26 protein-coding genes are annotated in these 26954 nt (G+C 71.3%); 7 read left to right on the top strand and 19 right to left on the bottom strand.

Going from position 1 to position 26954, the window contains the following annotated elements; genetic code table 11:
• Positions 1-7: 7 nt before the first annotated feature.
• From QRX60_RS12690 to QRX60_RS12655, 8 genes are all read right to left on the bottom strand, one after another.
• Positions 8-319, bottom strand: coding sequence for a hypothetical protein (locus QRX60_RS12690; protein WP_286000977.1), 312 nt, complete (start codon positions 317-319; stop codon positions 8-10).
• Positions 316-672: an Asp23/Gls24 family envelope stress response protein gene (locus QRX60_RS12685; RefSeq protein WP_286000976.1), complete on the bottom strand. Its 357-nt coding sequence runs from the start codon at positions 670-672 to the stop codon at positions 316-318. Before QRX60_RS12685 ends, QRX60_RS12690 begins: the two co-directional genes overlap by 4 nt.
• Entirely contained in the window at positions 669-1253 is a 585-nt protein-coding gene (locus QRX60_RS12680) for an Asp23/Gls24 family envelope stress response protein (protein WP_286000975.1), read from the bottom strand. The genes QRX60_RS12685 and QRX60_RS12680 overlap by 4 nt, the downstream gene beginning before the upstream one ends.
• A complete protein-coding gene (locus QRX60_RS12675; RefSeq protein ID WP_286000974.1) occupies positions 1244-1807 on the bottom strand; it encodes an RNA polymerase sigma factor in 564 nt (187 codons plus the stop codon). Before QRX60_RS12675 ends, QRX60_RS12680 begins: the two co-directional genes overlap by 10 nt.
• An 80-nt stretch (positions 1808-1887) precedes the next feature.
• On the bottom strand, positions 1888-2451 hold the full coding sequence (gene pyrE, locus QRX60_RS12670) for an orotate phosphoribosyltransferase (RefSeq protein ID WP_286000973.1): 564 nt from the start codon (positions 2449-2451) through the stop codon (positions 1888-1890).
• A 27-nt stretch (positions 2452-2478) separates the two neighbouring features.
• Positions 2479-4926 carry an ABC transporter permease gene (locus QRX60_RS12665; protein ID WP_286000972.1) on the bottom strand — a complete coding sequence of 816 codons (2448 nt, stop codon included), beginning with the start codon at positions 4924-4926 and terminating at the stop codon, positions 2479-2481.
• Positions 4926-5666, bottom strand: coding sequence for an ABC transporter ATP-binding protein (locus tag QRX60_RS12660; RefSeq protein WP_286000971.1), 741 nt, complete (start codon positions 5664-5666; stop codon positions 4926-4928). The genes QRX60_RS12665 and QRX60_RS12660 overlap by 1 nt, the downstream gene beginning before the upstream one ends.
• Before the next feature lie 75 nt (positions 5667-5741).
• Positions 5742-6575 carry an SDR family NAD(P)-dependent oxidoreductase gene (locus QRX60_RS12655; protein WP_408630229.1) on the bottom strand — a complete coding sequence of 278 codons (834 nt, stop codon included), beginning with the start codon at positions 6573-6575 and terminating at the stop codon, positions 5742-5744.
• Between the two features lie 71 nt (positions 6576-6646).
• Between QRX60_RS12655 and QRX60_RS12650 the strand changes: the two genes are divergently transcribed.
• On the top strand, positions 6647-7348 hold the full coding sequence (locus QRX60_RS12650; protein WP_286000969.1) for a hypothetical protein: 702 nt from the start codon (positions 6647-6649) through the stop codon (positions 7346-7348).
• On the opposite strand, the gene QRX60_RS12645 is transcribed toward QRX60_RS12650, so the two are convergent.
• From QRX60_RS12645 to QRX60_RS12630, 4 genes are all read right to left on the bottom strand, one after another.
• The gene (locus QRX60_RS12645; RefSeq protein WP_286000968.1) at positions 7345-8109 is read right to left on the bottom strand and encodes a type III secretion system chaperone family protein; all 765 of its coding nucleotides are present in this window, start codon (positions 8107-8109) and stop codon (positions 7345-7347) included. The two genes, QRX60_RS12650 and QRX60_RS12645, sit on opposite strands and share 4 nt — an antisense overlap.
• Before the next feature lie 189 nt (positions 8110-8298).
• Entirely contained in the window at positions 8299-10893 is a 2595-nt protein-coding gene (gene clpB, locus QRX60_RS12640) for an ATP-dependent chaperone ClpB (protein WP_286000967.1), read from the bottom strand.
• A 96-nt stretch (positions 10894-10989) separates the two neighbouring features.
• Positions 10990-12177, bottom strand: a complete 1188-nt coding sequence (locus QRX60_RS12635) for an MFS transporter (RefSeq protein ID WP_286000966.1) — start codon at positions 12175-12177, stop codon at positions 10990-10992.
• Between the two features lie 100 nt (positions 12178-12277).
• Complete coding sequence (locus QRX60_RS12630) at positions 12278-12763, bottom strand: MarR family winged helix-turn-helix transcriptional regulator (RefSeq protein WP_286000965.1); 486 nt, start codon at positions 12761-12763, stop codon at positions 12278-12280.
• A 322-nt stretch (positions 12764-13085) separates the two neighbouring features.
• On the opposite strand from QRX60_RS12630, the gene QRX60_RS12625 reads away from it, so the two are divergent.
• The 6 genes from QRX60_RS12625 (at position 13086) to QRX60_RS12600 (ending at position 19716) form a co-directional block, all read left to right on the top strand.
• Positions 13086-14261: a globin domain-containing protein gene (locus tag QRX60_RS12625; RefSeq protein ID WP_286000964.1), complete on the top strand. Its 1176-nt coding sequence runs from the start codon at positions 13086-13088 to the stop codon at positions 14259-14261.
• Positions 14262-14613: 352 nt separating this feature from the next.
• Positions 14614-15717: a globin domain-containing protein gene (locus QRX60_RS12620; RefSeq protein WP_286003572.1), complete on the top strand. Its 1104-nt coding sequence runs from the start codon at positions 14614-14616 to the stop codon at positions 15715-15717.
• A 53-nt stretch (positions 15718-15770) separates the two neighbouring features.
• Positions 15771-16487, top strand: a complete 717-nt coding sequence (locus QRX60_RS12615; RefSeq protein ID WP_286000963.1) for a dienelactone hydrolase family protein — start codon at positions 15771-15773, stop codon at positions 16485-16487.
• Between the two features lie 145 nt (positions 16488-16632).
• Positions 16633-17382, top strand: coding sequence for a lytic polysaccharide monooxygenase (locus tag QRX60_RS12610; protein ID WP_286000962.1), 750 nt, complete (start codon positions 16633-16635; stop codon positions 17380-17382).
• Positions 17379-17912 carry a DUF305 domain-containing protein gene (locus QRX60_RS12605; protein ID WP_286000961.1) on the top strand — a complete coding sequence of 178 codons (534 nt, stop codon included), beginning with the start codon at positions 17379-17381 and terminating at the stop codon, positions 17910-17912. Before QRX60_RS12610 ends, QRX60_RS12605 begins: the two co-directional genes overlap by 4 nt.
• 244 nt (positions 17913-18156) lie before the next feature.
• Positions 18157-19716: an ABC-F family ATP-binding cassette domain-containing protein gene (locus tag QRX60_RS12600; protein ID WP_286000960.1), complete on the top strand. Its 1560-nt coding sequence runs from the start codon at positions 18157-18159 to the stop codon at positions 19714-19716.
• A gap of 64 nt (positions 19717-19780) precedes the next feature.
• On the opposite strand, the gene QRX60_RS12595 is transcribed toward QRX60_RS12600, so the two are convergent.
• From QRX60_RS12595 to QRX60_RS12565, 7 genes are all read right to left on the bottom strand, one after another.
• Positions 19781-20206: a heat shock protein transcriptional repressor HspR gene (locus QRX60_RS12595; protein ID WP_286000959.1), complete on the bottom strand. Its 426-nt coding sequence runs from the start codon at positions 20204-20206 to the stop codon at positions 19781-19783.
• A 5-nt stretch (positions 20207-20211) separates the two neighbouring features.
• The gene (gene dnaJ / locus QRX60_RS12590) at positions 20212-21384 is read right to left on the bottom strand and encodes a molecular chaperone DnaJ (RefSeq protein WP_286000958.1); all 1173 of its coding nucleotides are present in this window, start codon (positions 21382-21384) and stop codon (positions 20212-20214) included.
• Between the two features lie 36 nt (positions 21385-21420).
• On the bottom strand, positions 21421-22128 hold the full coding sequence (gene grpE / locus QRX60_RS12585; protein ID WP_286000957.1) for a nucleotide exchange factor GrpE: 708 nt from the start codon (positions 22126-22128) through the stop codon (positions 21421-21423).
• Positions 22125-23993, bottom strand: coding sequence for a molecular chaperone DnaK (gene dnaK, locus QRX60_RS12580; protein WP_286000956.1), 1869 nt, complete (start codon positions 23991-23993; stop codon positions 22125-22127). The genes grpE and dnaK overlap by 4 nt, the downstream gene beginning before the upstream one ends.
• Before the next feature lie 256 nt (positions 23994-24249).
• On the bottom strand, positions 24250-25701 hold the full coding sequence (locus QRX60_RS12575) for an alpha/beta hydrolase (protein ID WP_286000955.1): 1452 nt from the start codon (positions 25699-25701) through the stop codon (positions 24250-24252).
• A 67-nt stretch (positions 25702-25768) separates the two neighbouring features.
• A complete protein-coding gene (locus QRX60_RS12570) occupies positions 25769-26002 on the bottom strand; it encodes a hypothetical protein (protein ID WP_286000954.1) in 234 nt (77 codons plus the stop codon).
• A 28-nt stretch (positions 26003-26030) separates the two neighbouring features.
• Positions 26031-26801 (bottom strand): DUF4097 family beta strand repeat-containing protein, encoded by a 771-nt coding sequence (locus tag QRX60_RS12565; RefSeq protein ID WP_286000953.1) that lies wholly within the window; start codon positions 26799-26801, stop codon positions 26031-26033.
• Positions 26802-26954 lie beyond the last annotated feature (153 nt).

Here is a 26954-nt window from a genome sequence, read left to right as displayed (position 1 = left end):
GAGAGGATCACTGTGACGTGGGTCTCGCGAACGCCGCGCCGTCGAGGTCCGTGACGACCAGCCGCAGCCGCGCGTTCTCCCACTCCGTTCCGGCCAGCAGGGGACGCACCACCGCCGTGGCCTGCTCCAGCAACGGCGGGATCGGCAACCGCGTCGCGATCAGGCGGAGCTCGACCACATCGGCCGTCAGGTCGACCGCCAGGCCGGCCCAGTCGACCGGTAGCCACGTCGCCTCGGGGGAGATCGGGGTCGCCGGGCGGAGACCGTCCACCGCCGCGAGGGCGCCGACGATCTTCGCGACGGCTTCGGCCGCGGTCACCGGGCCTCGATGTCCATGATGGACACCGAAACCTCGTCGACGACCAAGCCGGTCTGCTCGGTCACGAACCGCCGGACCGCGCGCTGCACGGCCCGGCCGACCGCCGCGGCCTGGTCGGCCGCCGCCGTGACCAGGTCGATCTCGACGGTCACCCGGCCGTCGATCGTGCGGACCCGGACGCCGTCCGCCGGCGCCGGGTCGAGGCCCTTCCACCGCTGGCGCGCGGCCCGCGTCCACGCCGTCACCAGGCCGCGCAGGCCCGGCTCGAGCCGGACGACGCCCGGCGTCCCGATCGCCGCCCTGGCCGCCACGCTGGCGATCACCGGATCGGCGATGACGTAGTCCACCCTCATTCCCCTGGCTCCCCGACAGTGTCTTCCGCAACAGTGTCTTCCTCGAAGAGGTCGTCCACCAGCAGGTCGAGCTTCGCGAGCGTCAGCCCCACCCGGGCCGCGGCCGCCGCGGTCACCCGTTCCCGCACCAGCGCCAACGCTGCACCGCCGGTGACGTTCCGGAGACTCACCGCGAGGGTGAGTTCGACTTCGACGACGCCGCCGGTGCCCGTCCGCACCCGGCAGCGGCGCGCCCGGACGCCGTCGACCGTGTCCGCCGCGTACCGCAGCACCGCGGCCACGGCCTGCTCACTGATCTCGACGAACCCCGGTTCCGGGGTCGGCAGCGCCACCATCGAGCCGCGCCGCACCTCGGCCCGCACCGCCGACATGATCCGGCCGAACAAGGCCGGCGGTACGTCCTCCTCGGCCACCAGCTCCGCGGTGGCCTCGCGCAGGGCCAGCAGGCTTTCGCGCGCGGCCCGGCAGTGCGGGCAGGTCAGCTCGTGCTCGTCGGCCAGCCCGGCGCCGACCGCGTCGAGCCGCTCCCACACCTGCTCGACGTCGCGTTCGCAGGGCAGCTCGTAGTCCGTCATCGCCATGGCTTCATCACCTCCGCCAGCTGAGCCCGGGCCCGCGCGATCCGGCCGCGGACCGCGGTCGCGTTCGCGCCGACGACTTCGCCGATCTCGTCGTAGGACCGGCCGTGCACTTCGCGCAGCAGCCAGCACGCTCTCTGTTCGGGCGTCAGCTGCGCCAGTGCCGCGTTCAACGCCGCGAGCTGGCCGCTGACCTGGACGGCCCGCTCCGGCTGGAGGTCCACCCGCGGCGACTCGGCGGTGTCCAGGTCGACGTCCGCCTGGGGCTTGCGCGCGCGGATCGCGTTGAGACAGCGGTTCGTGGTGGCCCGGTAGAGCCAGCCGACGAACGCCGCGTCCTCGCCGAGCTGGCCGAGCTTGCGCCAGGCGTTGAGGAAGACCTCCTGCACGACGTCCTCGGCGTCGCCGCGGTGCGCGAGCATCTTCACGGCGAGCCGGAACATCGGCCCCTGGTAGCGCAGCACGAGCTGCTCGTACGCCTGGACATCGCCGTCTTTCGCGCGACTGACGAGGGTCGCGTCGTCGAGCGGCGTACCTGGCTCCGCGCTGGTCGTCACGGCACCTCCTCGACAGGAGGACACAGAAGCGCGGGAATCGTCACGGGGTGATTGTCGGTGACTTGGGTCACCGGGGCGAATCAGTCCAGGCCGAGGTCGTCCTTGCCGAGGATGTAGCGGTACTCCAGACCTTCCTTCTCGATGGCCTCGCGCGCCCCGGTGTCGCGGTCGACCACCGTCACCACGCCGATGACGTTCGCGCCCGCTTCACGCAGGGCCTCGACCGCCGTCAGGACGCTGCCGCCGGTCGTGGAGGTGTCCTCCACCGCCAGCACGCGCTGCCCGCGGACCTCCATGCCCTCGATGCGCCGCTGCATGCCGTGTTCCTTGACGGACTTCCGGACGACGAACGCGTCGAGCACGACACCCTCGGTCGCCGCGGAGTGCAGCATCGCCAGCGCGACCGGGTCGGCGCCTAGCGTCAGGCCGCCCGCGGCGACGTAGTCCCAGTCCGCGGTGAGCTGGCGCAGCAGCTTGCCGATCAGCGGTGCGGCCGCGTGGTGCAGCGTCGCGCGCCGGAGGTCGATGTAGTAGTCGGCTTCCTTGCCGGACGCCAGGGTCACTTTTCCGTGCACCACGGAAAGATCGGTGACCAGCCTGGCCAGTTCGAGTTTCGCCGCTTGATCCAACCCGGGGTTCGCCACGGCCGAGAGTCTTACACACGGCCGTTCTCACTCCCCGATGGATGTGGCGTCGACCGCACGCCCGCGCGTCGCCGCCCAGGCCGGGACGAGGATCGCGACGAGCGAGAGGACCACGGCGATCGCGAGCACCACCAGGTAGATCGCCGGCGGCCCGGACGGCAGCGGCGATCCGCTCACCACCAGGCAGAACGGCACGATCGAGCCCGCCGCGACCAGCGTCCCGAGCAGCACCGCGATGGTCGCGATCAGCCCGCCTTCGACACCGGCCATCCGCAGCACCTGGCCGCGGGTGAACCCGCCGAGCCGCTGCAGCCCGAACTCGCGGCGCCGCTTGGCCGTGGCCATCACCAGCGTGTTGACGACCGAGATCACCGTGTACGCGATGATCATCCCGACGAGCAGGTAGTTGACCCACGCGCCGATCTCGTTGCCCTTCGCGTGCGCCGCGATGAGCGCGGCACGATCACCGACCATCACCGGCATTCCGGCCGTCGCCTCGCGAAGGCGCGAAGCCAGCGTCGCCGGGTCGACGCCGGGAGCGGCGCGGACCAGCAGCTGCGGAGCCAGCCCGAGCGTCGTGTGCGGTGCGAGCAGGGACGCGGGCAGCACGAGCCGTTCGAACCCGGCGCGCTGGCTCACGACGGCCGTCACCCGCACGTCCACCGGCGTGCCGTCGCCGAGCTTCAGCGACAGCGTGTCGCCGACGTGGCGCCCGAGCGTCGTCGGCACCTCGACGGCGTTCCCGGTCAGCTCGCTGACGCCGAGCGCGGGCCAGCCGTCCTGGTCGTTGTTCGAATCGTACGGCTTCTCGACGAACACCGAGCTCGTGACGTACTCCGAAGCGCTCGCGACCCCCGGCACCGCGGCGACCCGGCCGAGCACCGACGGGTCGAGCCCGCCCGGCCCGGCGACGACCGCGTCCGCCCGCAGGTCCTCCGTGTACGCCTGGTTCGAGACGGCTTCCTGGGTGGTCTGCAGGTAGATGTTGGCGGTCGCGATGCCGACCGCGAGCATGATCGGGGTGACCGCGCCGGCCGTCCGCACCGCGCCGACGCGGGTGTTGAGCAGCGCGACCCGGCCGGTGACGCCGGTGACCGCCTGGACCGGCCAGCGCAGCAGCATCGCCGTCACCTTGGTGACGCCCGGGCTGATCGCCGCGAGCCCGAACGCCCACAGCATCACCGCGGGGCCGGCCGTGCTGGCCGCGACCGGGCCGGTCATCACGGCGACCGTGACGATGGCCAGCGCCGTCCCGCCCGCGAAGCACAGGATCGCGGTGATCACCCGGATCGGGGTCACCCAGCGCCGTTCGACGGCGGCTTCGGCCAGCGCCTCGGTCGGGCGGACCTTCGAGGCCCGGCGGCCCGCGACGAAGGACGCGGCGACGACGGCCAGCAGGGAAGCGCCCGCGGCGACCGTCGCCGGGAGCCAGCCCTGCTCGAACTCCAGCACGTCCGGCACGACGTGGTGGGCCGCGAGCTCGCCGAACAGCCACTTCCCGAGCAGCGGCCCGAGCACGACCGCGACGGCGACCGCGAGCACGCCGACGACCAGCGCCTCGCCGAGGACCATCCGCCGCAGCTGGCGCGGGGTCGTGCCGATCGCGCGCAGCAGCGCGAGCTCGCGCTGGCGCTGCTGGGTCGACAGCGTGAGCGTGCCCGCGACGACGAACACCATGACCATCGCCGACAGCCCGCCCGACACGGCGGCCAGCACGATGAGGTCCTCACCGCTCTTGGTCACCTCGGGGAACTCGAGGGCACCGCGGTCGGTCCCGGTCGTCACGATCCCGGCGTCCCCGACGGCCGCCGTCACCGCGTCGACGTCCCCGCCGAAGACGCCGATGGCGTCGAACTGCCCCGGGTGCCCGGACAGCTTTTCCGCGTCGGAAGCGGAGAAGAACAGCGCCGAATCCCGCATGACCTGCGGCGCCTCGGCGATGCCGGAGATCCGGTACTGGCCGACGCTGCCGTGCGCGGCGACCGGCAGCGTGTCCCCGACGGCGAGCCCGAGCCCGGCGTCGACCACGACTTCGCCCGGCTTCGGCGCTTCACCTTTCAGCGTGTACGGCGTCAGCGCGGCGGAATCCCACGCGTGCCCGAGGGCGCTCGCGGCGCCGGCCTGCGCCGGGAAGCTGACCTCGCCGACGACGTTCGTGACGCCGGGGACCGCGCGCAGGCGGTCGGCCAGCGCGGCGTCGACGCGGACGCGCTCGGGCAGCGTCGCGTTCTTGACCTTGTGCTTGTCCTCGGGGTCGAGGGTCGCCGGGTCCTCTTCGGGCAGCGCAAGCGTTTGCTGCCCGCCGACGACGATCGGCGCCGCGGCCAGCCGCTGCACCGGCGTCTCGGAGCGGATGCCCGTCTCCATCAGGCCACCGCACGCCGAGACGATCAGCGCGCCGAAGAACACGGCGACGAACGTCGCCAGGAACCCGCCCTTGCGCAGGCGGAGGGTGCGCATCGCGAGCTTGAACATCAGGCCCGCACCGCCGGCCGGTCCCAGGCCCCCAGGTGGGTCATCCGTTCGGCGACGGCTTCGGCGGTCGGCCGGGCGAGCCGGCCGGCGATCCGGCCGTCGGCCAGGAACACGACCTCGTCGGCGTAGGACGCGGCGACCGGGTCGTGCGTCACCATGATCACCGTCTGGCCCGACGACCGGACGGAGTCGCGCAGCAGGCCGAGCACGTCGGCGGCGGTGCGGGTGTCGAGCGCCCCGGTCGGCTCGTCGGCGAACAGCACGGCCGGGTCGGTGACCAGGGCCCGCGCGATCGCGACGCGCTGCTGCTGCCCGCCGGAGAGCTGCCCGGGCAGGTGCTTGCGGCGGCCGTCGAGCCCGACGTGCTCGAGGATCCGCGCGACGAGCCGCTTGTCCGCACGCTTCCCGGCCAGCTGCAGCGGCAGCACGACGTTCTGCTCGACCGTCAGCGCCGAGAGCAGGTTGAACGCCTGGAAGACGAAGCCGACGCGGTCGCGGCGCAGCTTGGTCAGGTACGTCTCGCTCTTGCCGGCGAGGTCCTGGCCGTCGAGCACGACGCGGCCCGACGTCGGCCGGTCGAGCCCGGCCGCGCAGTGCAGGAACGTGCTCTTGCCCGAGCCCGACGGGCCCATCACGGCCGTGAAACCGCCGCGCGGGAACGAGATCGAGACCCCGTCCAGCGCGACCACGCCGTCGTACTCCTTGCGCACGGCCTCGAGCCGAACCGCCTCATTCGTCATGGGGAAAACGCTAGGCAGGCAGCCCCTCGATGACCCTGGTGCGCACGCGCGTCTTCGGGGTAGGGACAGCCCTACTCAGGTGCGGCCCTTGCCGCCGAAGCCGCCACTGATCCGGCGCAGCACCGTGCGCGGCAGCAGCCCGCCGATCGCGACGACGGCCTTGTACTGCAGGCTCGGCACCGAGATCACCTTGCCACGGCGCAGGTCCGCGAGCGCTTCGCCGACCACCTGTTCGACACCCAGCCAGGCGATTTTCGGGCCCGGTTTGCCGATGCCCGCTCGCTGGTGGAACTCGGTAGCCGTGAAACCGGGGCAGAGCGCCATCATCCGGACGCCCTTCGGCAGCGACGCGGCGATGCCTTCGGTGAACGACGTGACCCAGTTCTTGCTGGCCGTGTACGTCGAACCGCGACCGCTGAAGAAGCCCGCGACGCTGCTGACCTGGATGATGTCGCCGTGGCCGCGCTCGATCATGCCGGGCAGCACGGCCCGGGTCAGTCGCAGCACCGCGGTGACGTTCACGTCGAGCTGGCGCTGCAGCGCGTCCGGCGGGATCGTCCAGAAGTCGCCGTTCAGCCCGAACCCGGCGTTGTTCACGAGCAGGTCGACCGGACCGGCGGCGAGCCGCTCCTCGACCGCCGTTCGTCCGTCCACTTCGGACAGATCGGCGGGGAGCACCTCGACGGCGACGCCGTACTTTTCCCGCAGCTCAGCGGCATAGGCCTCCAGGCGCGCGGTGTCGCGGGCGACGAGCACGAGGTCGTACTTCTCGGCGGCGAGCGTGCGCGCGAACTGCGCGCCGATGCCCGCAGTGGCTCCGGTGATCACAGCGGTGTGACTTCCGGGGCTTCGCCCCGAGCCGGGGGCTCCGCCACCCGGACCCCCGGCAAAGAAGTTGGTGGTGGTCATGTGGGTGAACGATACCCACAGGTCAGGGCCTCCGGGTGCAGCCGTTTCGAGCCCGGGCTATCGTCCCGATCATGGGTAAGCACAGCAGGCGCAAGAGCGGCTACCTGCCCAAGATCGCCGCCGGCGCGGCGCCCGTGGCCCTCCTGTTCGCGTCCCCCGCGGCGGCGCTCGCGTCCCCGGCCGAACTCACCCTGCCCCTCGACCACCGGCACACCACCACGCTCGACAGCGACGGTGACACGCTCTCCGCGAGCCGCCGCGACGTCGTGGCCAAGCAGCTCGGCGACGCCCGGCTCGCGTCCGACCTCACGGAGGCCGTCGCCACGCGCGGCGACCGCGCGGGCGTCCTCGGGCGGGCCCACCAGGGCGTCTGGCTGCCCCACGGGGTCGACGTCCTGAGCGAGAACGCCGAGCAGCTCGACACCGGGCTCTTCGCGGGAGACCTCACGGGCGGGGTCGCCGCCCGCCGGTCGTCCGGGCAGGCCGTCGACCTCGGCCGGCTGGGCGCGGTCGGCGTGGCGTCCGAGCAGCACGCCATCGGCAGCTTCGCCGGCGACCTCGACCTCGACGTCGAGCAGAGCCACGAGCTGGGCGGCCAGCTGGGACCGGCGTCCGGCCTGGTCAAGACGTCGCAGAGCCTGTCGTCGGGCTCGATCAGCGGCGACCTCGGCGTCGACCACGTCGTCCACGTCCAGGGCGGCACGACCACCGTGCGCGGGACCCTCGCGTCGGCGGCGGTCAGCGTGCTCGACCGGCCGGCGCTCGACCTCTAGCCCTGCGGCGCCGGCGGCGGGTCCGCGGGCGGCTGCTGGACCGGCGTCCCCGCGGCCGGGGTGGGCGGGTTGCCCCCGCTGGACGGGATGGGCGCGCTCGCCTGGTGGCGGCCCGCGTCGTAGTCCTCGTCGAACGGGTCGACGATGTCCGCGATCTCGCCCAGGTCGCGCAGCAGGCGCTCGAGGCGCGACGGCCCGGCGGTCGGGACGACGCTGGCGAGCACCCACTCGTTCTCGAGCCAGGCCACGCCGACGTCGCCGCCGAGCTGGTCCGCGGCGTCGACGAGCTCCTGGGTGATCACCGCGCGGGCGCCGTCGGCGTCGTCGGCGAAGGCGTAGCGCGAGCCGATCGGGCCGAGCATCTCGGGCATGTCGGTGCGCTGGAACGGCACGCTGGACAGCCACATCTCGATGGGGATCCGGTGCTTCTTGTTGCAGCGCACCGCGACGACGACCGCCGGGATCTGCCCCTCGGACTCGATGTCGAAGATGAACACGGGACGGCGGCCGTCGGAGGTGAAGGTCGAACCCGCGACGACGTTCACCGCGGCGTCCGCGCCGAAGTAGCCGATCGCGCCGCCTGCCCACTGCTGCGGCAGCCGTTCGTCCTCCTCGACGAACTGCCAGCCGCGCAATTGCGCCCAGCGCATTCGCTCGCGGTTGCGCGAGCCCTCCTTCGCCCGGTCGGCCGCGAGCAGCCCCAGCCCCGCCACCAGCGCGACGGCGGCGATGACGAACCAGATCCACGCCGGAATACCCACGACGTGCAGGGTATCGCCTGCTACGCCGAAGAGATGAGCGCCGGTACCCGTGTCGCCGGGCCCGTTCGGGCCAATTCCCGATCCCGGGTCGACAAATCGTCACGAGAAGCCACTTTGGACGGCCGGAAAGCCGTGAAGGCCTCCTTCCCGGCCATAAGAGCCGGTAAGGAGGCCTTCACGGACTTGGGGTCAGACGCGGGTGACCGTCAACGAGTCGCCCGCTTCCAGCTCCGGGATGTCGACGCGGACCGTGTCGCCGTCCCGGACCTCGCCCGACAGCAGTTCCTTCGCGAGCTTGTCGCCGATCGCCGACTGGACCAGCCGCCGCAGCGGACGGGCGCCGTAGATCGGGTCGAAGCCGTTGAGCGCGAGCCACTCGCGGGCGCCGTCGGTGACCTCCAGGTGCAGCCTGCGCTGGGCCAGCCGCGCGGCCAGCCGGGCCACCTGGATGTCCACAATGGACGTCAGCTGCTCGGTGCCGAGCGAGTGGAACACGACGATGTCGTCGAGCCGGTTGAGGAACTCCGGCTTGAACTGCCGCTGGACCACTTCCAGCACCGCGTCACGCCGCTGCCGCTCGTCCAGCGACGGGTCGGCGATGGCCTGCGAGCCGAGGTTCGAGGTCAGGATCAGGATGGTGTTCCGGAAGTCCACCGTCCGGCCCTGGCCGTCGGTCAGCCGCCCGTCGTCGAGGACCTGCAGCAGCACGTCGAAGACGTCGGGGTGGGCCTTCTCGACCTCGTCGAGCAGCACCACCGAGTACGGCCGGCGCCGGACGGCCTCGGTCAGCTGCCCGCCCTGGTCGTACCCGACGTAGCCCGGCGGGGCGCCGACCAGGCGCGCCACCGAGTGCTTCTCGGAGTACTCGCTCATGTCGATCCGCTGCATCGCCCGCTCGTCGTCGAACAGGAACCCCGCCAGCGCCTTGGCCAGCTCGGTCTTGCCGACGCCGGTCGGGCCGAGGAACAGGAACGAACCGGTCGGGCGGTCCGGGTCGGCGACGCCGGCCCGGGCGCGGCGCACGGCGTCCGCGACGACCTGCACGGCGTCCTTCTGCCCGACGACCCGCCGGCCCAGCTCCTCCTCCATCCGGAGCAGCTTGCCGGTCTCGCCTTCGAGCAGCCGGCCCGCCGGGATGCCGGTCCACGCGGCCACGACGTCGGCGACGTCGTCCGCACCGACCTCCTCCTTCAGCATCACGTTCTGCTGGCTGGCCTCGTTCGCCGCGGTGGCCGCTTCGAACTCCTTCTCCAGCGCCGGGATCCGGCCGTAGCGCAGCTCGGCGGCCTTGCCCAGGTCGCCGTCGCGCTCGGCGCGCTCGGACTCGCCGCGCAGCTGCTCCAGCTGCTCCTTGAGCTCGCGGACCTTCTCGATGGAGCCCTTTTCGTTCTGCCAGCGCGCCGTGAGCGCGGTCAGCGTCTCGCGCTTCTCGGCCAGCTCGGCACGCAGCGCGGTGAGCCGGTCCTTCGAAGCGGCGTCGCTTTCCTTGGCGAGCGCCATCTCCTCGATCTCCAGCCGCCGGACGGCGCGCTCGACCTCGTCGATCTCCACCGGCCGCGAGTCGATCTCCATGCGCAGCTTGGACGCGGCCTCGTCGACCAGGTCGATGGCCTTGTCCGGCAGGAAGCGCGCGGTGATGTAGCGGTCGGACAGCGTCGCGGCCGCCACCAGCGCGGCGTCCGTGATCCGGACACCGTGGTGCACCTCGTAGCGCTCCTTCAGCCCGCGCAGGATCGCGATGGTGTCCTCCGGCGACGGCTCGCCGACGAGCACCTGCTGGAAGCGCCGCTCCAGGGCGGCGTCCTTCTCGATGTGCTGGCGGTACTCGTCGAGCGTGGTCGCGCCGACCATCCGCAGCTCGCCGCGGGCGAGCATCGGCTTGATCATGTTGCCCGCGTCCATCGCGCCCTCGCCGGTCGCGCCGGCGCCGACGATCGTGTGCAGCTCGTCGATGAAGGTGACGACCTCGCCCGCGGAGTCGGTGATCTCCTTGAGCACGGCCTTCAGCCGCTCCTCGAACTCGCCGCGGAACTTCGCGCCGGCCACCATCGACCCGAGGTCGAGGGCGACGACGCGCTTGCCGCGCAGCGACTCCGGGACGTCCCCGGCGACGATGCGCTGGGCCAGCCCTTCGACGATGGCCGTCTTGCCGACGCCCGGCTCGCCGATCAGGACCGGGTTGTTCTTCGTGCGCCGCGACAGCACCTGCACGACGCGGCGGATCTCGGTGTCGCGGCCGATGACCGGGTCGAGCTCGCCGGCGCGGGCGCGGGCGGTGAGGTCGACGCCGTACTTCTCCAGCGCCTTGAACGTGCTCTCCGGGTCCGCGCTGGTGATCCGCGCGGAGCCGCGGACCTTGGCGAACGCCTCCTGCAGCGCGTCCGGGGTCGCGCCGTGCCGCTTGAGCAGGTCGGCGACCTGGCCGCCCTCGGTGGCGAGCCCGACGAGCAGGTGCTCGGTCGAGACGTACTCGTCGCCCAGCTCGGTGGCCAGCTTCTGGGCGCGCGTCAGCGACTTGACGGCGAAGGTGTCGAACTGCGGGCTCGACACCGTCGCGCCGGTCGCGGACGGCAGGGCCGCGATGAGCGGCTCCAGCTCCTTGTGCACCACCTCCGGGTCGGCCCCGACCGCGGTCAGCAGCGGCGCGGTGAGTCCCTCACCCTGCGCCAGCAGGGCGCCCAGCAGGTGGGCGGCGGACACGTGCGGGTTGCCGGCCATCGTGGCCGCCTGCGCCGCCGACGAGATCGCCTGCTGGGTCTTCGTGGTCGGGTTGAAAGCGTCCATCCCTCACCTCATGCTCGATACATCAAAAGTCCAGGTGACAGGCCTGACCGAGACCTGACACTATGCTTAACGCACGAAAACTTGAGTCTGTTCCGCTCAACTCTGACCAGGTGCGACAGCACCCGCCGGCAACCGGTGGCCCAGCGTGCCGAGCCCGGCCACGGCGAGGCCGGCGCACGTCCCGACCAGCACCCAGGGTAACCAGTCGGCGACCGAAAACAACGCGACGACCGCGGGCGCGAGCACCTGCGCCACGGTGAACGCGTACTGGTACGCAGCGAGATAACGTCCGCGGGCGACCGGAGGTGCCGCGGCTTCGGCCAGAGCACCCGAACGCGGACCGAAGACCAGGTCGCCGGCGGCGAACACCAGCGTCGAGACCAGCAGGTACGCCACCCGCCAGCCGCTGGGCACGAGCAGCACGCCGAGACTGACCAAGCACCACGCGGCGAACAACGCCGAGCCGGCGCGCATCGCGGTGATCCGGGTCAGCCGCGCGGTGAGCCGCAGCGCGAGCGTCCCGCCGACGCTGGTCAGCACGGTCAGCAGCGCGAGGATCGCGCCGGGCAGCCACGCCGGGCCGTGCAGCCGGTCGATCACGAACACCGGCGTGCCGATGAGGAAGAAGTCGAGCGAAAGCCCGAAGAGCCCGCTGAAAAGGATCAAGGCGAGGTACGGCCGGTCGCGGAGCACCTTGGCCGAGCGTTCGCCGTGCTGCCTGCGCGGCCGCGTGAGGTGGACGAACGAGGCGAGGATCGACGCGGCCGCGAAGAACGTCACGACGTCCAGGAAGAGCGCGATCCGGTAGCCGGTCGAGCCGAGCCAGGTCAGCAGCGCGCCCGCGACGAGCCCGCCGAGACCGAAGCAGGCGGCCCGCACCATCCCCACCTCGGCGAACGGCCGGTCCTTCGGGACGTCGCCCGCGACGTCGGCGATGAGCACGAACAGGGAGCTGTAGAACAGCTGCTGCCCGGTGGCGAGCAGGACCGCGGCGACCACGACCGTGCCCGCGCCGTCCGCCAGCAGGTACGCGCCCGCACCGGCGGCCTGCAGCAGCTGGGCCCCGATGACCACGACCCGCGGCCCGACGCGGTCCACGAGGCGGCCGGCCAGCGGCGGGACGACGAGGCCGCCGACGGTACCGAGCGTGACGGCCGTGCCCGCCATCGCGAGCGGCACGCCGACCACCTGCGTCACGTAGACCAGCGCCAACGGGAGGAACAGACCTGAGCCGAAGTTGTCGATCCCCAGCGCGCACAGCAGTGCGACCCGGCTACGCGTCACCTACCGAAGTTAACCCGGTGGCACGCCGCCAAGTCAGGCCCGAACGGACACATTCCGGAATGCAAAATGCCACTGCCGGTGTCACCGGCGCGGCCGTGTGTCACTTGGCCGTGTCGGCCAGGCAGGCGGTACTGCCGAGGGCGCGGCGGAGGTCGGTGTTCATTTCGGCGAGCCGGGCGGTGAGGTCGGTGACGCGCTCGTCGTCCCAGCCCCCGAGGGCCGTCTCCATGAACTCCAGGTAGTTGGCCCGCCAGCGGGCGAGCTCGGCCCGGCCCTTTTCGGACACGCTCACCAGGGACGCGCGGCCGTCTTCGGGCGCGGGACGGCGGTCGACCAGCCCGGCGGCGGACAGCTGCGTGATCTGCCTGCTGACCACCGACAGGTCGACGAACCGGCGCTTGGCCAGCTCGGACGGCCTGGCTTCGCCGTTCTTCGCGAGGTCCGACAGCAGCATCGCGGCCGCCGGGTGCAACCCCGGCTGGTCCTGCCAGGCCTGCATGACCCAGGCGTGCTGGAGCTGCGACGCGGTCTTCAGCTCGCGCATGAGCTCGACCCGGACGTCGTCGTCGGTGTCGTCGAAGCCCATCGGGACCCCTCCTGCCACGGCCATTACTTGTGTAATACAAGTTTATTGCCGATCGCTTGCGCGAGCAAGGATCACCCCGGTGAGGTCGCCCACGCCGGAGCCGGCGGTAATACACCCGGTCGGAGCAACAATGCGGGCAAAAGGCTGCCCGGCGGCTACCCTGCGGACGGGCCGCGCGGCGGCCCGGACGAGCGACGAGGTGGATGCAGTGGCGATGGACCCAGGAGGCGGCCGTGAGCGGAAATGCCGTCTCCGCGCCCGAGCCGGCGGTGAATGACCGGGTGTTGCCGCCCCACCGTCCCCGACCAGCGAACTCCTGCCCATGACAGCCGATTCGATCAGCCCGTTCCCCAGGTCCTCGGCCCCGCGTGAAGCCCCCGCGGCCGTCGCGGCGATGGTGCAGCTCATCCGGGACAGCTGGGCGAAGTCCGAGCCGTACATCGCGGAGATCTCCCAGTTCTTCTACGGGATGCTGTTCACCCTCGCGCCGACCACGCGCGACTTCTTCCCGATCAACATGGAGATCCAGCGCGGCCGGCTGGTGCGCGCGCTGGTGCACATCGTGCAGATGGTGGACCGGCCCGACGACCTCGCGCCGTTCTTGCGGCAGCTGGGCCGCGACCACCGGAAGTTCGGCGTGGTGCCCCGGCACTACGAGGCCGTCGGTACCGCGCTGCTGGCGTCGCTCAAGAACCACCTCGGCCCGGAGTGGACCCCCGAGGTCGAACGGGCCTGGGCCGAGGCGTTCACCATCGCCGCGCGGGCCATGCAGGACGCGGCCGCGTCGGACACGAACCCGCCGTCGTGGCAGGCGACCGTGGTCGAGCACCGGCGGCTGACCTGGGACCTCGCCCTGGTGCGGCTGGTACCCGACCAGCCCGTGCCCTACCACCCCGGCCAGTACGTGAGCGTCGAAGTCCCGCAGCGGCCGCGGCTGTGGCGCTACCTCTCGCCGGCGAACGCACCGCGCGAGGACGGCGGCATCGAGTTCCACGTCCGCGCGATCGAAGGCGGCTGGGTGTCCAGGGCGATAGTCAGCCACACCCAGCCCGGGGACGTCTGGCGGCTCGGCCCGCCACTCGGCCGGATGACGGTCAATCGCGAATCGTCACGGGGTGTGCTGATGGTCGCGGGCGGGACGGGCATCGCGCCACTGCGGTCGATCCTCGACCACCTCGCGCTGTGGGGCGAGAACCCGAAGACGCGCCTGTTCTACGGCGGACCGGCCCGGGAAGACCTCTACGACCTCGAGGAACTGCGTGCCCTCGCGTCCGTCAACCCCTGGCTGAGCGTGACGCCGGTGGTGGAGCGCGGCGGCGACGTCCCCGGGTTCGAGCAGGGCACCCTGGCCGAGGCGATCACGCGGTACGGCGCCTGGCCGGACCACGACATCCTCGTGTCCGGCTCGCCGGCGATGATCCGCGCGACGGTGTCGCGCATGCTGGTCGCGGGCAGCGCGCTGGACCAGATCCAGTACGACCCGTTCACGATCGACTAGCACCTCCAATTGCGGGCACAGCGGCCCGGTGCACGAATCGAACGAACAGTGGGAATTGTTACGCGAGTTGCGTAAACCGTCTGGGTGATCGTTTTTACGCAGCGACAGACGGGGTTGACCCGGCGTGGCTGAATTGCTCCGTTCGAGCGGACCATGCGGAATCGCGCGCATCTGCACGGGAATTCGCATACAGTCGGGAACCCTCGGGGGCGGCACCGCCACAGCGACGCCGCATGCACGTCGCAAAACCCTTTTGCACGACTGGAGATTACCGTTCCCGATGAGTGCTGAATCACTGAAGATCTCCGCGCCGCCCCAGACCGTTCCCGTTTCGGCCGTGGAAGGTCGCGAACTGGCCCGGCTGATTCGTGAAAGTTTTGCGGAGATCGAACCGAAAGCCGACGAACTGGCGCAGTACTTCTACGGAGCGTTGTTCGTGGTCGCACCGGATTGCCGCGACCTGTTCCCGGTCTCCATGGCGAACCAGCGCAGCCGCCTGCTGCGCGCCATCGTGTACGTGGTGCAGATGGTCGACCGGCCCGACGAGCTCACCACCTTCCTCGCGCAACTGGGCCGTGACCACCGCAAGTTCGCCGTCGTCTCCCGCCACTACGACGCCGTCGGCATCGCGCTGCTGTCCGCGCTGAAGCGGTTCCTCAAGCAGAAGTGGACGCCCGAGGTGGAGAGCGCGTGGACGACGGCTTACGGACTCATCGCCAAGACCATGCGCGAGGCCGCGCAGGCGGAGACCGGGCCGGCGTCGTGGACGGCGCGGGTGCTCGACCACCGCAAGCTGTCCCGGGACGTCGCGATGGTGCGGGTGCAGACCGAAGGGCTGCTGCCCTTTCGCGCGGGCAGCTACGTGAGCGTGGAGGTCCCGCAGCGGCCACGGATGTGGCGCTACCTCTCCCCGGCGACCGCGCCGCGCGGCGACGGCCAGATGACGTTCCACGTGCGCACGGTGCCCGGCGGCTGGGTCAGCGGCGCCATCGTCAACCACACCAAGCCGGGGGACACCTGGCGGCTCGGACCGGCGATGGGCACGCTCAACGTGCGCCCGACCGCCACCAGGAAGCGGCTGCTGATGATCGCCGGCGGGACCGGGGTGACCCCGTTCGTCTCGATCCTCGACGATCTGGCGCACTGGAAGCGCAACCCCCCGGTGCACCTGTTCTTCGGCGGCAGAAGACCCGAGGACCTGTACGCGCTGGACGACCTCCGGCGGCTGACCGCGGTTTCGAAGTGGCTGACGGTCACCCCGGTGACCGAGGAAGGAGCGATACCGGGCGGCGACCGCGGCACGCTCGCCCACGCGGTGACCCAGCGCAGTTCCTGGAAGGACCACGACATCCTCGTCGCCGGCTCACCCCCGATGATCCGGGCGACGATCGCGAAGCTGCTGAGCGTCGGCGTCGAGCTCGAGCAAATCCGTTTCGACCCGTTCACCCTGGACTGAGGAACTCTCAGCGGCCCGCGCGCACCAGCCGGATTCTCGCTATCTTCACCGATATGGAGATGACTATTCCGGTTACGGACGGGACCATCGGCGGCTACCTGGCGGAGCCCGCGGGCGAGGGACCGCACCCGGGCGTGGTGCTCATCCACGACGCGTTCGGGCTGAGCCAGGACACGAAGAACATCACCGACCGCTTCGCCGCCGAGGGTTACCTCGCGCTCAGCCCCGACCTGTACTCGCGCGGTGGCATGCGCCGGTGCGTACGCCGCGTGTTCTCCGACATGTTCGCGAACCAGGGCCGGGCGTTCGACGACATCGAGGCGTCGCGCGCGCTCCTGGCCGGCCGTGCGGACTGCTCGGGCCGGGTCGGCATCGCCGGGTTCTGCATGGGCGGCGGCTTCGCGCTCGTCGCGGCGTCACGCGGTTTCGAGGCGTCGGCGCCGTACTACGGACAGCTGCCGAAGAACCTGTCGGTGCTCGACGAGGCGTGCCCGATCGTCGCGAGCTTCGGCAAGAAGGACTTCTCGCTGCGCGGCGCGGCGGCGAAGCTCGAGACGGCGCTCACCGAGCGTGAAATCCCGCACGACGTCAAGGAGTACGACGGTGCGAGCCACGGGTTCGCCAACAAGATCGAGGTCGCGGCACCGCTGAACCTGCTGCTCAAGGTCGTCGGGTTCACCTACCACCACGAGGCGTCCGAGGACGCGTGGCGCCGGGTGACGTCGTTCTTCGGCGAACACCTGCGGCAACCGGCCCGACCTTCGCACTGAGCCGAGCGGGCGAGCGTTTTCGCCGAACGGCGGTAGTTCGTTGACCGTTGTGCCCGAATCATCTTATGGTCTAGACCACATCTTCCCCGGATGTGCTCGTTCGTCCTCCCTCCGGAACAACGCTGTTCCCCCTCGAGGAGCCGAAATGACCTGGAACAGAAAGCTCTTCGCGGCCGCTGCCGGTGTCCTGCTCGCCCCGGTGCTGGTCGTCGTCCTCCCCGCCACCACCGCGAGCGCCCACGGTTACATCTCGGACCCACCCAGCCGGCAGGCCAACTGCGCGGCCGGGAAGGTGCCGGACTGCGGCAGCATCGTCTACGAACCCCAGAGCGTCGAAGGGCCGAAGGGCCTGCGCAGCTGCGACGGCGGCAACTCCCGCTTCTCGCAGCTGACCGACGAGTCGAAGCCGTGGCCGGCCAAGTCGGTCGGCACGACGGTGACGTTCAACTGGGTGTTCACCGCCCGGCACGCGACCGCGAGCTACGAGTACTACATCGGCAACACGCGCGTCGCGAACATCGCCGGCAACAACCAGCAGCCCCCGGCGACGGTGTCGCACACGGTGAACCTGGCCGGCTACTCGGGCCGGGTGAAGGTACTGGCGATCTGGAACATCTCCGACACGACCAACGCGTTCTACAGCTGCGTCGACCTCCAGATCGGCGGTGGCGGAACCCCGCCGCCCACCACCACGACACCCCCGCCGACCACGACCCACCCGCCGACGACGACCCCGACCACGCCGCCGTCGAGTGGCACCTGGGCGGCCGGAACGGCGTACAAGGCCGGCGACGTGGTGACCTACAACGGCGTGAGCTACCGCTGCCTCCAGCCGCACACGGCGATCGCGGGCTGGGAGCCGCCGAACACGCCGGCCCTCTGGCAGCGTCAGTGAGAGTGCTGCTCGCCGTCGTCGCGCTGCTGCTGGCCGGCTGCAGCGCGACGGCGGCCCCGCCCGCGTACAACGCGGCCGACGTGATGTTCCTGCAGATGCTGATCCCCCAGAACCAGCAGGGCATCGAGATCGTCCGGCTGGCGAAGGACCGCCCGCTGCCCGCGGACCTGAAGGTGCTGGCGGCGGCGATCGAGTCGACCCAGCGCACCGAGATCGACGACATGAAGAGCTGGCTGCGCGCCTGGGGTCAGCCCGAGACGATGGACACGAACCCCCAGGCCCACGCGGGCCACGGCGGTCTGAAGATGACGTCCCCGGACCTGGTCGGAGCGCTTCGGACGGCTCCCGACGCCGAGTTCTCCCGCAAGTTCCTCGACGTGCTGACCGGCCAGCAGCAGGGAGCGGTCGAGCTGGCCCAGACGGAGAACGGAACGGGCGGCGGGGTCAACGCCCAGGCCCGCGACCTGGCCCGGCGCGTCATCGAGTCGCGGACGGCCGAGGTCGAGCAGCTGCTGAACTTCAAGGTGTGACGTCCCCGCGGCGCGGACCGCGAGCAGCCCCCTGCCCGGCTGCTCGCGGCCTGCGGTTATTCGCTTGGCCGTGTCCGCGTGCGGCAGTTAGCCTTCCGATCATGTACGCGCGCCCCGTCTTCATGAGGTTGCGGATCCGCCGCTGACGGCGGCGCACCGAGCTCTTTTCCCTGCCCGCCGTTCCGGCCTTCGCCGGGCGGCCTTCTCGTGCTGCCCGGCTCCCTCCAGAGCTGCGGAGCATCCCTTGACTTCCCTCCTGCCCGAACACACCCACCTGCGCGCGGACCGCGTCGGCGTCACGCTCGGCTCCCGCCGGGTCCTGCACGACGTCAGCGTCACCGTCTCGGCCCGGTCCCGGCTGGCGATCGTCGGCGAGAACGGGCGCGGCAAGACCACGCTGCTGCACGTCCTCGCCGGGCTCCGGGCGCCCGACCACGGCACCGTCCACCGGACGGGCACCGTCGGCGTCGCCCGGCAGGCGCTGCCGTTCCGGTCCGGCGAAACCGTCGGCACGCTGACCACCGAGGCCTTGCGCGAAGCCGACGAGGCCTTGCGAGCGCTCGATGCGGCGACCGAGAACTTCGCCGAAGACCGCTACGCCGCGGCACTCGACGCGGCCACGCGGCTCGACGCGTGGGACGCCGAACGCCGTGTCGACGTCGCCCTCGAAGCCCTCGCCGCCTGCAGCGACCGGACCCGCGAGCTCAGCACGCTCTCGGTCGGGCAGCGCTACCGCGTGCGCCTGGCCTGCCTGCTCGGCGCGCGGCACGACTTCCTGCTGCTCGACGAGCCCGGCAACCACCTCGACGCGGGCGGCCTCGCTTTCCTCACCGACCGCCTGCGCGGCCACGACGGCGGCGTCGCGCTGGTCAGCCACGACCGCGCGCTGCTCAGCGACGTCGCGACCGAGTTCCTCGATCTCGACCCCAGCCAGGACGGCCGCCCGCGCAGTTACGCCGGCGGCTACGCGGCCTGGCAGGACGGCCGCCGCCGCGACCGCGAACGCTGGGTCCAGGAGTTCGAGGAGCAGCAGGACACGCACCGGCAGCTCACGCTCGCGGTGACGCAGGCACGCGACCGGCTCAGCACCGGCTGGCGTCCGGACAAGGGCACCGGACGGCACCAGCGCCAGTCCCGCGCCCCCGGCGTCGTCCAGGCGCTCAACCGGGAGCGGGCGGCGCTGGAGGCGCACCGCGTGACCGTGCCCGAGCCGCCGTTGTCGTTGCGGTGGCCCGATCTCGGCGCGGGCGCCCGCCGGTCGCTGGCCGGCCTGCACGGCGTCGGCGTGGCCGGCCGCCTCGCGGGCCCGGTGACGCTGAACCTCGACAGCGGCGACCGGCTGCTGGTCACCGGCGGCAACGGCGCCGGGAAGTCCACGCTGCTGTCGGTCCTCGCCGGCGAACTGACGCCGACGAGCGGCACGGTCCGGCACGCTCCCGGCGCGCAGATCGCACTGGTGGGCCAGGAGGTCCCGGCGTGGCCGGACGACCTCACCGCTCGTCAGCTGTTCGAACGCGCCGCCGTGCCGTTTTCGGCCATGGGACTGCTCGACGCGGAGGCCCTGCGGACGCCGGTGGGCCGGATGTCCCAGGGCCAGCAGCGACGGCTCGACCTGGCCCTGCGCCTGGCCGGACGGCCCGACGTGCTCGTCTTCGACGAACCGACCAACCACCTGTCGGCGACGCTCGTCGAGGAGCTGACCGAGGCACTGCTGGCCACGCCGGCCGCGGTGGTCGTGGCGACGCACGACCGCCGGATGCTGACGGATCTCGCGTCCTGGCCCCGCCTGGCTCTCGGGGGCTGAAAGCCGTGAAGGCCTCCTTCCCGGCCATAAGAGCCGGTAAGGAGGCCTTCACGGACTTGCGGTCTCAGCGGCGCTTGGGGCGCCAGACCACCATTGCCGTCTGCTGGTTGAGCGGGACCAGGTCCCGGCGGTAGGACGCGTGCGCCGCCGCCGCGGCCTGTTCCCCGGCCGCGTACGCCGCGGCCAGTTCTTCGGTGAGCTCCTGCAGGCGGGCCCGCAGCGCGTCGACCTGGTTCTCCAGCTCGATGATGCGCTTGATCCCGGCCAGGTTCACGCCGTCTTCCTGTGACAGGCGCTGGACCTCGCGCAGCAGCGCGATGTCCCGCATCGAATAGCGGCGACCGCCGCCGGAGGTGCGGCCCGGCGACACCAGGCCCTGCCGGTCGTAGGTGCGCAACGTCTGCGCGTGCATCCCGGCCAGCTGTGCCGCCACCGAGATGACGAACACCGGGGTCTCTTCGTCGCCTTCCTGGGGGATCCCGCCGAACATCCCGCTCACCTGCCTTCGAGCAGCTCAGTGATCTCGGGCCGGGGGTCGTGCCCGGCCATCGACTCGGCGAACGCCTGCAGTGCCTCGCGTGCCTTGTCGTCCAGTTTGGCGGGAATCGCCGCCTGGAGGGTGACGAGCAGGTCACCCTGCGAACCGTCGCGCTTGGCGATGCCCTTGCCGCGCACGCGCAGCACCCGGCCGCTCGCGGTGCCCGGCGGCACCTTGAGCGAGACCTTGCCCTCGAGCGTCGGCACCGTGATCGTCGTGCCGAGCGCGAGCTCGGTGAAGTCCACCGGGACGGTGATCGTCAGGTCGAGCCCCTTGCGCCCGAACAGCGCGTGCGGGGCCACGTGCACCCGGACGTACAGGTCGCCCGCCTGCGCGCCACCCCGGCCCGGCTCGCCCTGGCCGGCCAGGCGGATCCGCTGGTCGTCGTCGACGCCCGGCGGGATCCGGACGGTCAGCGTGCGGGTCCGCGTGCTGATGCCTTCGCCGCCGCACTCGGGGCACGGGTCGTCGATGATCTGCCCGCGCCCACGGCAGTCGCGGCACGGCTCCGAGAACGCGAACGCGCCCTGGCTGCGGCTGACCAGCCCCGAACCGGAACAGGTCGGGCAGGTCCGCGGCGACGTGCCCGGCTTCGCGCCGTTGCCGCCGCACGTCGAACAGGTCGCCGGGCTCGACAGCCGCAGCGGCAGGGTCGCGCCCTTGACCGCTTCGACGAAGTCGATCCGGACGTCCGTCTCGACGTCGGCCCCGCGCTGGGGCCGGTTCGCCGTCGCCCCCGCCGTCGTCCGGCCACGGCCGAACAGCCCGCCGAGGATGTCGCCGAGCCCGCCGAAGCCGCCCTGCTGACCGGCGCCGGCCTGGCCGAAGATGTCGCCGACGTCGAAGCTGCCGCTGCCACCGCCACCGGGGAAGTTGAACCCGCCCCCGGCGCCGCCGAACAGCCGCCGCGCCTCGTCGTACTCCTTGCGCTTGCTCGCGTCGGAGAGCACGCCGTAGGCCTCGGAGACCGCCTTGAACTTCTGCTCCGCCTGCGCGTTGCCGGAGTTCGCGTCCGGGTGGTTCTCCTTGGCCAGCTTCCGGTAGGCCTTCTTGATCTCGTCCGCCGTGGCGTCGGAGGAGACGCCCAGTTCACGGTAGAAGTCCTTACCGATCCATTCCCGTGCACTCATCGGGCGTCTCCTCCTCCCACTTGAACCGGATTCTGCTTACTGCTGCTGGTCATCGAGTCCGCCGTCGAGCGGCAGCTCGCCACCGACGGACGGGTCCACCGGGGCCGCGCCGGGCTCGTGGTCGGTCACGCCGACCAGCGCCGCCCGCAGCACGCGGTCCCCGAAGCGGTAGCCGCGGCGCATGACCACGGTGACCGTCGGGCCCGCCACGTCCGGCGAGGTGTTGTGCTGCACGGCCTCGTGCACGCTCGGGTCGAAGACCTCGCCCTCGGTGCCGAACGACTCGAGCCCCGCGCGCTGCAGGCCGCTGATCAGCTTGTCGCCGACCGCCTTGAACGCGCCGGTGAGGTCACCGTGCTGCTCGGCCCGCTCGAGGTCGTCGAGCAGCGGCAGCAGGTCGTTCACCACGGTCGCCTTCGCACCGAGGACGACCGCCTCGCGGTCGCGCTCGACCCGCTTGCGGTAGTTGGCGTACTCCGCCTGCAGGCGCTGGAGGTCGGCGGTGCGCTCGGCCAGCTCCTTCTCCACGTCGGAGACGACCGACACCGAATCGTCCACAATGGATTCCCCGAGCGAGGGGCCCGCGTGCTCCACGGGCGCTTCCTCCGGCTCCGGCGCGGCGTGGGCCGGACCGGGCGGGCGAACCTGCCCGGTCTGGGGGTCCACCCGCCGCCGATCCCGCACGACCACCGGCTCCTCGGGGCCGCGGCCCTGGTTCTCGGATTCGTCGTAGCTGTGGGTCACTTCTTCTCGTCCTCTTCGACGATCTCGGCGTCCACCACGTCATCGGCCTTGGCCTGGCCGCCGGCCGCACCGGCGTCCCCGGCCGCGCCCGAAGCACCGGCCGCACCGGCCGCCGCGTCGGCGTTCGCGTTGGCGTACAGGGCGGTGCCCAGCTCCTGCGAAGCGGTGTTCAGCTTCTCGATCGACTCGCGGATCTTCGCCGAGTCGGTGCCCTTGAGCGCCTCGTTCGACTCGTCGATCGCGGACTTGACCTTGCCCTTGAGGTCCTCGGGCAGCTTGTCGTCGTTGTCCTTGAGGAACTTCTCGGTCTGGTAGACCAGCGTCTCGGCCTGGTTGCGGGTCTCGGCCTCTTCGCGGCGGGTCTTGTCTTCCTCGGCGTGCGCCTCGGCGTCCTTGACCATCCGCTCGATGTCGTCCTTCGGCAGCGCGGAGCCACCGGTGATCGTCATCGACTGTTCCTTGTTCGTGCCCAGGTCCTTCGCGGTCACGTGCACGATGCCGTTGGCGTCGATGTCGAAGGTGACCTCGATCTGCGGCACGCCACGCGGGGCCGGCGGGAGGCCGGTCAGCTCGAACATGCCGAGCTTCTTGTTGTGCGCGGCGATCTCGCGCTCACCCTGGAACACCTGGATCTGCACCGACGGCTGGTTGTCGTCCGCGGTGGAGAAGATCTCCGAGCGCTTGGTCGGGATCGTGGTGTTGCGCTCGATGAGCTTGGTGAACACGCCACCCTTGGTCTCGATGCCCAGCGACAGCGGCGTGACGTCCAGCAGCAGGACGTCCTTGACCTCGCCCTTCAGGACACCGGCCTGCAGCGCCGCGCCGACCGCGACGACCTCGTCCGGGTTCACGCCCTTGTTCGGCTCGCGGCCGCCGGTCAGCTCCTTGACCAGCTCGGCGACGGCCGGCATGCGGGTGGAACCACCGACGAGCACGACGTGGTCGATGTCGCCGACGGAGATGCCCGCGTCCCGGATGACGTTGTTGAACGGCGCCTTGGTCCGGTCGAGCAGGTCCGAGGTGATCTTCTGGAACTCGGCGCGCGAGAGCTGCTCGTCGAGGAACAGCGGGTTCTTGTCCGCGTCGACGGTGATGTACGGCAGGTTGATGCCGGCCGAGTTCGAGCTGGAGAGCTCGATCTTCGCCTTCTCCGCCGCCTCACGGATGCGCTGGAGCGCCATCTTGTCCTTGGTGAGGTCGATGCCGTTCGTGGCCTTGAACTTGTCGACCAGCCACTTGACGATGCGCTCGTCCCAGTCGTCACCACCGAGGTGGTTGTCACCGGAGGTCGCGCGGACCTCGACGACGCCCTCGCCGATCTCCAGCAGCGAGACGTCGAAGGTGCCGCCACCGAGGTCGAAGACCAGGATGGTCTGTTCCTTCTCGCCCTTGTCCAGGCCGTAGGCCAGCGCGGCGGCGGTCGGCTCGTTGACGATGCGGAGCACGTTCAGGCCGGCGATCTGCCCGGCCTCCTTGGTGGCCTGCCGCTGCGCGTCCTCGAAGTACGCCGGGACGGTGATCACCGCGTCGGTGATCGTCTCGCCCAGGTACGCCTCGGCGTCGCGCTTCAGCTTCATCAGCACCCGCGCGCTGATCTCCTGCGACGTGTAGTTCTTGCCGTCGATCTCGGTCTTCCAGTCGGTGCCGATGTGCCGCTTCACGGACCGGATGGTCCGGTCGACGTTCGTCACGGCCTGGTTCTTCGCCGGCTGACCGGTCAGCACTTCGCCGTTCTTGGCGAAGGCGACGATCGACGGGGTGGTCCGGGAGCCTTCCGAGTTGGCGATGACCGTCGGCTCGCCGCCCTCAAGGACGGCGACGACCGAGTTGGTCGTGCCGAGGTCGATGCCGACCGCTCGCGCCATGGTGCTTTCCTCCTGTGTAAGCCTGCTATGTTCGTGACCTGCACGTTCTTCCTCGCCTTGAGCGAGGCTCTGGCAAGTTTTATCCGGGCTTCGCGCATCTCGTCAAGCTGGACTTGAGCCGAGTGCACTCAACCTTCGTACCCAGCCTAACGAGGCGGTGCGGGTTCTTGTTCCCGGGTTCCTCGGTGGAGTGCGCGGTAACCGGGTGTGACGCCGCTCACCAGGCAGTTCGCGCTGCTCAGGCGACCCGACAGCGTCACTCGCCGCTCCACCGGCAGACCGCCCCACGACCGGGCGTGACCCCACTCACCAGGTAGTCCACCTCCGCCGCGCGGGCGCACGCGGAGTTGAACAGCCCCGTGTGGCCGTCGTCGGTGCGGGTCAGCAGGGCCGCGCCGTCGATGCTCGCCGCCAGGCCGCGGGCCCAGGCCAACGGCGTCGCCGGGTCGTGGGCGCCCCCGACCACCAGGATCGGCGGAGCCCCGTGGACCGGGTGGGGCTGTGGTGGGTTCTTCGGCGGGACCGGCCAGCCCGTGCAGCCGCTGGTGAAGTCCCAGAACTCCGAGTACCGCCAGCTGTGCGGCGCCAGCGCGCGGAGCAGGCCGGCCGTGATCCCCATGTCCGCCGGCCCGGTGAACGGCGACGGGAAGTCGTGGCAGCCGATCGCCCGGTACGCGCCGTAGAGCGGGGACAGGAACTGGTTCCGCTCGGTCAGCCCCTTGGCGTCGGGGAACTCGCCGCCGGCCGCGGCCAGCGCCTTGCCGAGCGCCGGCCACTCGTCCCGGATGTAGAGGTGGTTGTAGACGCCGGCCGAGATCTCGTCGGCCGTCGCCGGGCGGCCCAGATCGCTCGCCCACACCGCGCCGTGCGCGGCCCGCGTCACCACGTCGTCGTAGAAGCGGAGGACGTCCCGGCCGTGCAGGGTGCACTCGGCCGAGCCGCGGCACCAGTCCGCGAACCGGACCAGCGTGTCTTCGGTCGCCGCGGCCTCTTCGAGGATCGCCCGGCGCAGCGGCCGGGCGTGGTCGACGGCACCGTCGAGCACCATCGTCCGGACCCGGTCCGGGTGCTTCGACGCGTAGACCGCGCCCAGCTCGGTGCCGTACGACAGGCCCAGCCACGAGATCTTCGGCTCGCCGAGCGCCGCGCGGATCGTCTCGATGTCCTCGGCCGCGCTCTGCGTGTCCGCGTTCGCCAGCAACGGCCCGGTGCGGGCCAGGCAGTCCTCGCCCGCCGCCCGGTTGTGCGCCACCAGCGCATCGAACTCCGGCCTCGACGAGGGGAACCGGTTCAGCGCCGGATCCCACAAACCCGGGCCGCACGTGATCCGTGGCGTGCTGGACCAATCGCCGCGCGGGTCGAAGCCCACGACGTCGAACCGCTGCCGCAGCCGCGCGAGGTCCGGCGATGCCAGCCCGCCGAACTGGACGAACCCGACGCCGGAGCCGCCCGGCCCACCCGGGTTCACCAGCAGCGAGCCGATCCGCCGGCCCGGATCGAGCGCGGGCAGCCGGGCCAGCGCGAGCCGCGCCGACCCCAGCTCCGGCCGCGCCCGGTCGATCGGGACGTCGACCGTCGCACACTCGGCTGCCGGTTCTTGCTGGGTCGCACATGGCTGCCACGTCAGCGAAGACGCTGAAGCGACCGCCGGTACCGCCGCCATGACCACGACCGCCGCGACGACCGCGACGACCCGGCGCACGTCCATGATCTGGTTCCTCCCCCTGCACGCCGGCCTTCGGCGTGCTTCCTTCCTAACAGCGACCACCGACGGTTCAGGAGCGGCGGCCGGTCCAGGAAGACAGGAAGAAATCCGGGTTTCCTTGCTGCACAACGACTTCCGCCGGAGCACCCACCCAGGAAGTCACTCGATAGTGGGAATCCGCGGCGACCGGCACCCCCTGCGCCGGCGCCGCGGACTCCTCCCCCCGCGCGAACCCCACGACGCCGAACATCGCGACGGCCCCCAGCAGCGCGGCCGCCAGCACGCGCCGTTCGATCTTGCTCATGGTGAAAAGCCCCCGTAGTAAGGAAAAGTCAGGCCGCGCGGACCGTGACGCTGCCGCTGTCGGTCGTGAGGTCGAGCGTGTTCGGCGCGGAGCCGTCGGTCGGGACGTCGATGCTGCGGTGCCCGCTGTCGCTGTCGCCGACGACCCGGTACGGCCCGCCCGGCACCTCGACGTCGACGCTGCCGCTGTCGGCCTTGATCTTGACGTTGTTCGCCTGCGCCAGCGTGAAGTCGACCCTCCCGCTCGACGACGTCACGTCGACCGGCCCGCGCACCCCGGTGCCCTTGATGCTGCCCGAGTCCGCGTGCACCTGGACCTCGCCGACGTCCCGCAGGTCGATCCCGCCGCTCTCCAGCCGCAGCTTCACCAGGCCGGGCACGTCTTCGACGCGCGCGTGGCCGGAGTCCGACTGGACGTCCACGCTCGCCACCCCGGCGACGTCCAGGCCGCCCGAGTCCATCCGGCCGCTGACCGGCACGCCCGCGGGCACGACCACCTCGAAGTCGACCGAGCAGTTGCTCCCGCAGTCGGTGAGCACGAGCTGGTCGCCGTCGACGCGGAAGAACGTGTCGCCGGGCTTGCTCCGCCAGTGGTAATTGACCTTTTCGTGCACCGTCGACGATCCCGTGCCGGTGCGGATCTTGACCGACCCCGAGTCGCCTTCCAGCTTCACGCTGCGGATGGTCTCCGAAAGGGTTTTGGTGTTCTCGAAGTCCGATCCCCAGCCCCAGCCGAACGCGGTCGCCAGGCCGACGCCGATCAGGACGATGCCACCCAGAGCCAGAAGCGGGCGCGCCATGGTCGTTGGTCCCCTCAGTGATGTTTCCTCTGCGTGAGAAACGTTATGGCCACGTGCGGGGGCAGCACATGGGGGTAACCCCCCGAAAGACCCTGAGATCCGTCCCTGACACGCAGGGGTGGCTCGGGGGGCCTAACCTGGCGCCAGGCTCCA

The organism is Amycolatopsis mongoliensis (genome assembly GCF_030285665.1).
Classification (GTDB): Bacteria; Actinomycetota; Actinomycetes; order Mycobacteriales; family Pseudonocardiaceae; genus Amycolatopsis; species Amycolatopsis mongoliensis.
Note: the sequence above shows the minus strand (reverse complement) of the source record. Positions and strands in the feature narration are given on the sequence as shown.

Bases quoted from the DNA above. Each gene is read 5' to 3' on its own strand.
- QRX60_RS12685 (WP_286000976.1), bottom strand. From the start codon at position 672: ATGAGGGTGGACTACGTCATCGCCGATCCGGTGATCGCCAGCGTGGCG.
- QRX60_RS12680 (WP_286000975.1), bottom strand. From the start codon at position 1,253: ATGGCGATGACGGACTACGAGCTGCCCTGCGAACGCGACGTCGAGCAG.
- QRX60_RS12665 (WP_286000972.1), bottom strand. From the start codon at position 4,926: ATGTTCAAGCTCGCGATGCGCACCCTCCGCCTGCGCAAGGGCGGGTTC.
- QRX60_RS12660 (WP_286000971.1), bottom strand. From the start codon at position 5,666: ATGACGAATGAGGCGGTTCGGCTCGAGGCCGTGCGCAAGGAGTACGAC.
- QRX60_RS12655 (WP_408630229.1), bottom strand. From the start codon at position 6,575: ATGACCACCACCAACTTCTTTGCCGGGGGTCCGGGTGGCGGAGCCCCC.
- QRX60_RS12650 (WP_286000969.1), top strand. From the start codon at position 6,647: ATGGGTAAGCACAGCAGGCGCAAGAGCGGCTACCTGCCCAAGATCGCC.
- clpB (WP_286000967.1), bottom strand. From the start codon at position 10,893: ATGGACGCTTTCAACCCGACCACGAAGACCCAGCAGGCGATCTCGTCG.
- QRX60_RS12630 (WP_286000965.1), bottom strand. From the start codon at position 12,763: ATGGGCTTCGACGACACCGACGACGACGTCCGGGTCGAGCTCATGCGC.
- QRX60_RS12625 (WP_286000964.1), top strand. From the start codon at position 13,086: ATGACAGCCGATTCGATCAGCCCGTTCCCCAGGTCCTCGGCCCCGCGT.
- QRX60_RS12615 (WP_286000963.1), top strand. From the start codon at position 15,771: ATGGAGATGACTATTCCGGTTACGGACGGGACCATCGGCGGCTACCTG.
- QRX60_RS12610 (WP_286000962.1), top strand. From the start codon at position 16,633: ATGACCTGGAACAGAAAGCTCTTCGCGGCCGCTGCCGGTGTCCTGCTC.
- QRX60_RS12595 (WP_286000959.1), bottom strand. From the start codon at position 20,206: ATGTTCGGCGGGATCCCCCAGGAAGGCGACGAAGAGACCCCGGTGTTC.
- dnaJ (WP_286000958.1), bottom strand. From the start codon at position 21,384: ATGAGTGCACGGGAATGGATCGGTAAGGACTTCTACCGTGAACTGGGC.
- dnaK (WP_286000956.1), bottom strand. From the start codon at position 23,993: ATGGCGCGAGCGGTCGGCATCGACCTCGGCACGACCAACTCGGTCGTC.
- QRX60_RS12575 (WP_286000955.1), bottom strand. From the start codon at position 25,701: ATGGACGTGCGCCGGGTCGTCGCGGTCGTCGCGGCGGTCGTGGTCATG.
- QRX60_RS12570 (WP_286000954.1), bottom strand. From the start codon at position 26,002: ATGAGCAAGATCGAACGGCGCGTGCTGGCGGCCGCGCTGCTGGGGGCC.
- QRX60_RS12565 (WP_286000953.1), bottom strand. From the start codon at position 26,801: ATGGCGCGCCCGCTTCTGGCTCTGGGTGGCATCGTCCTGATCGGCGTC.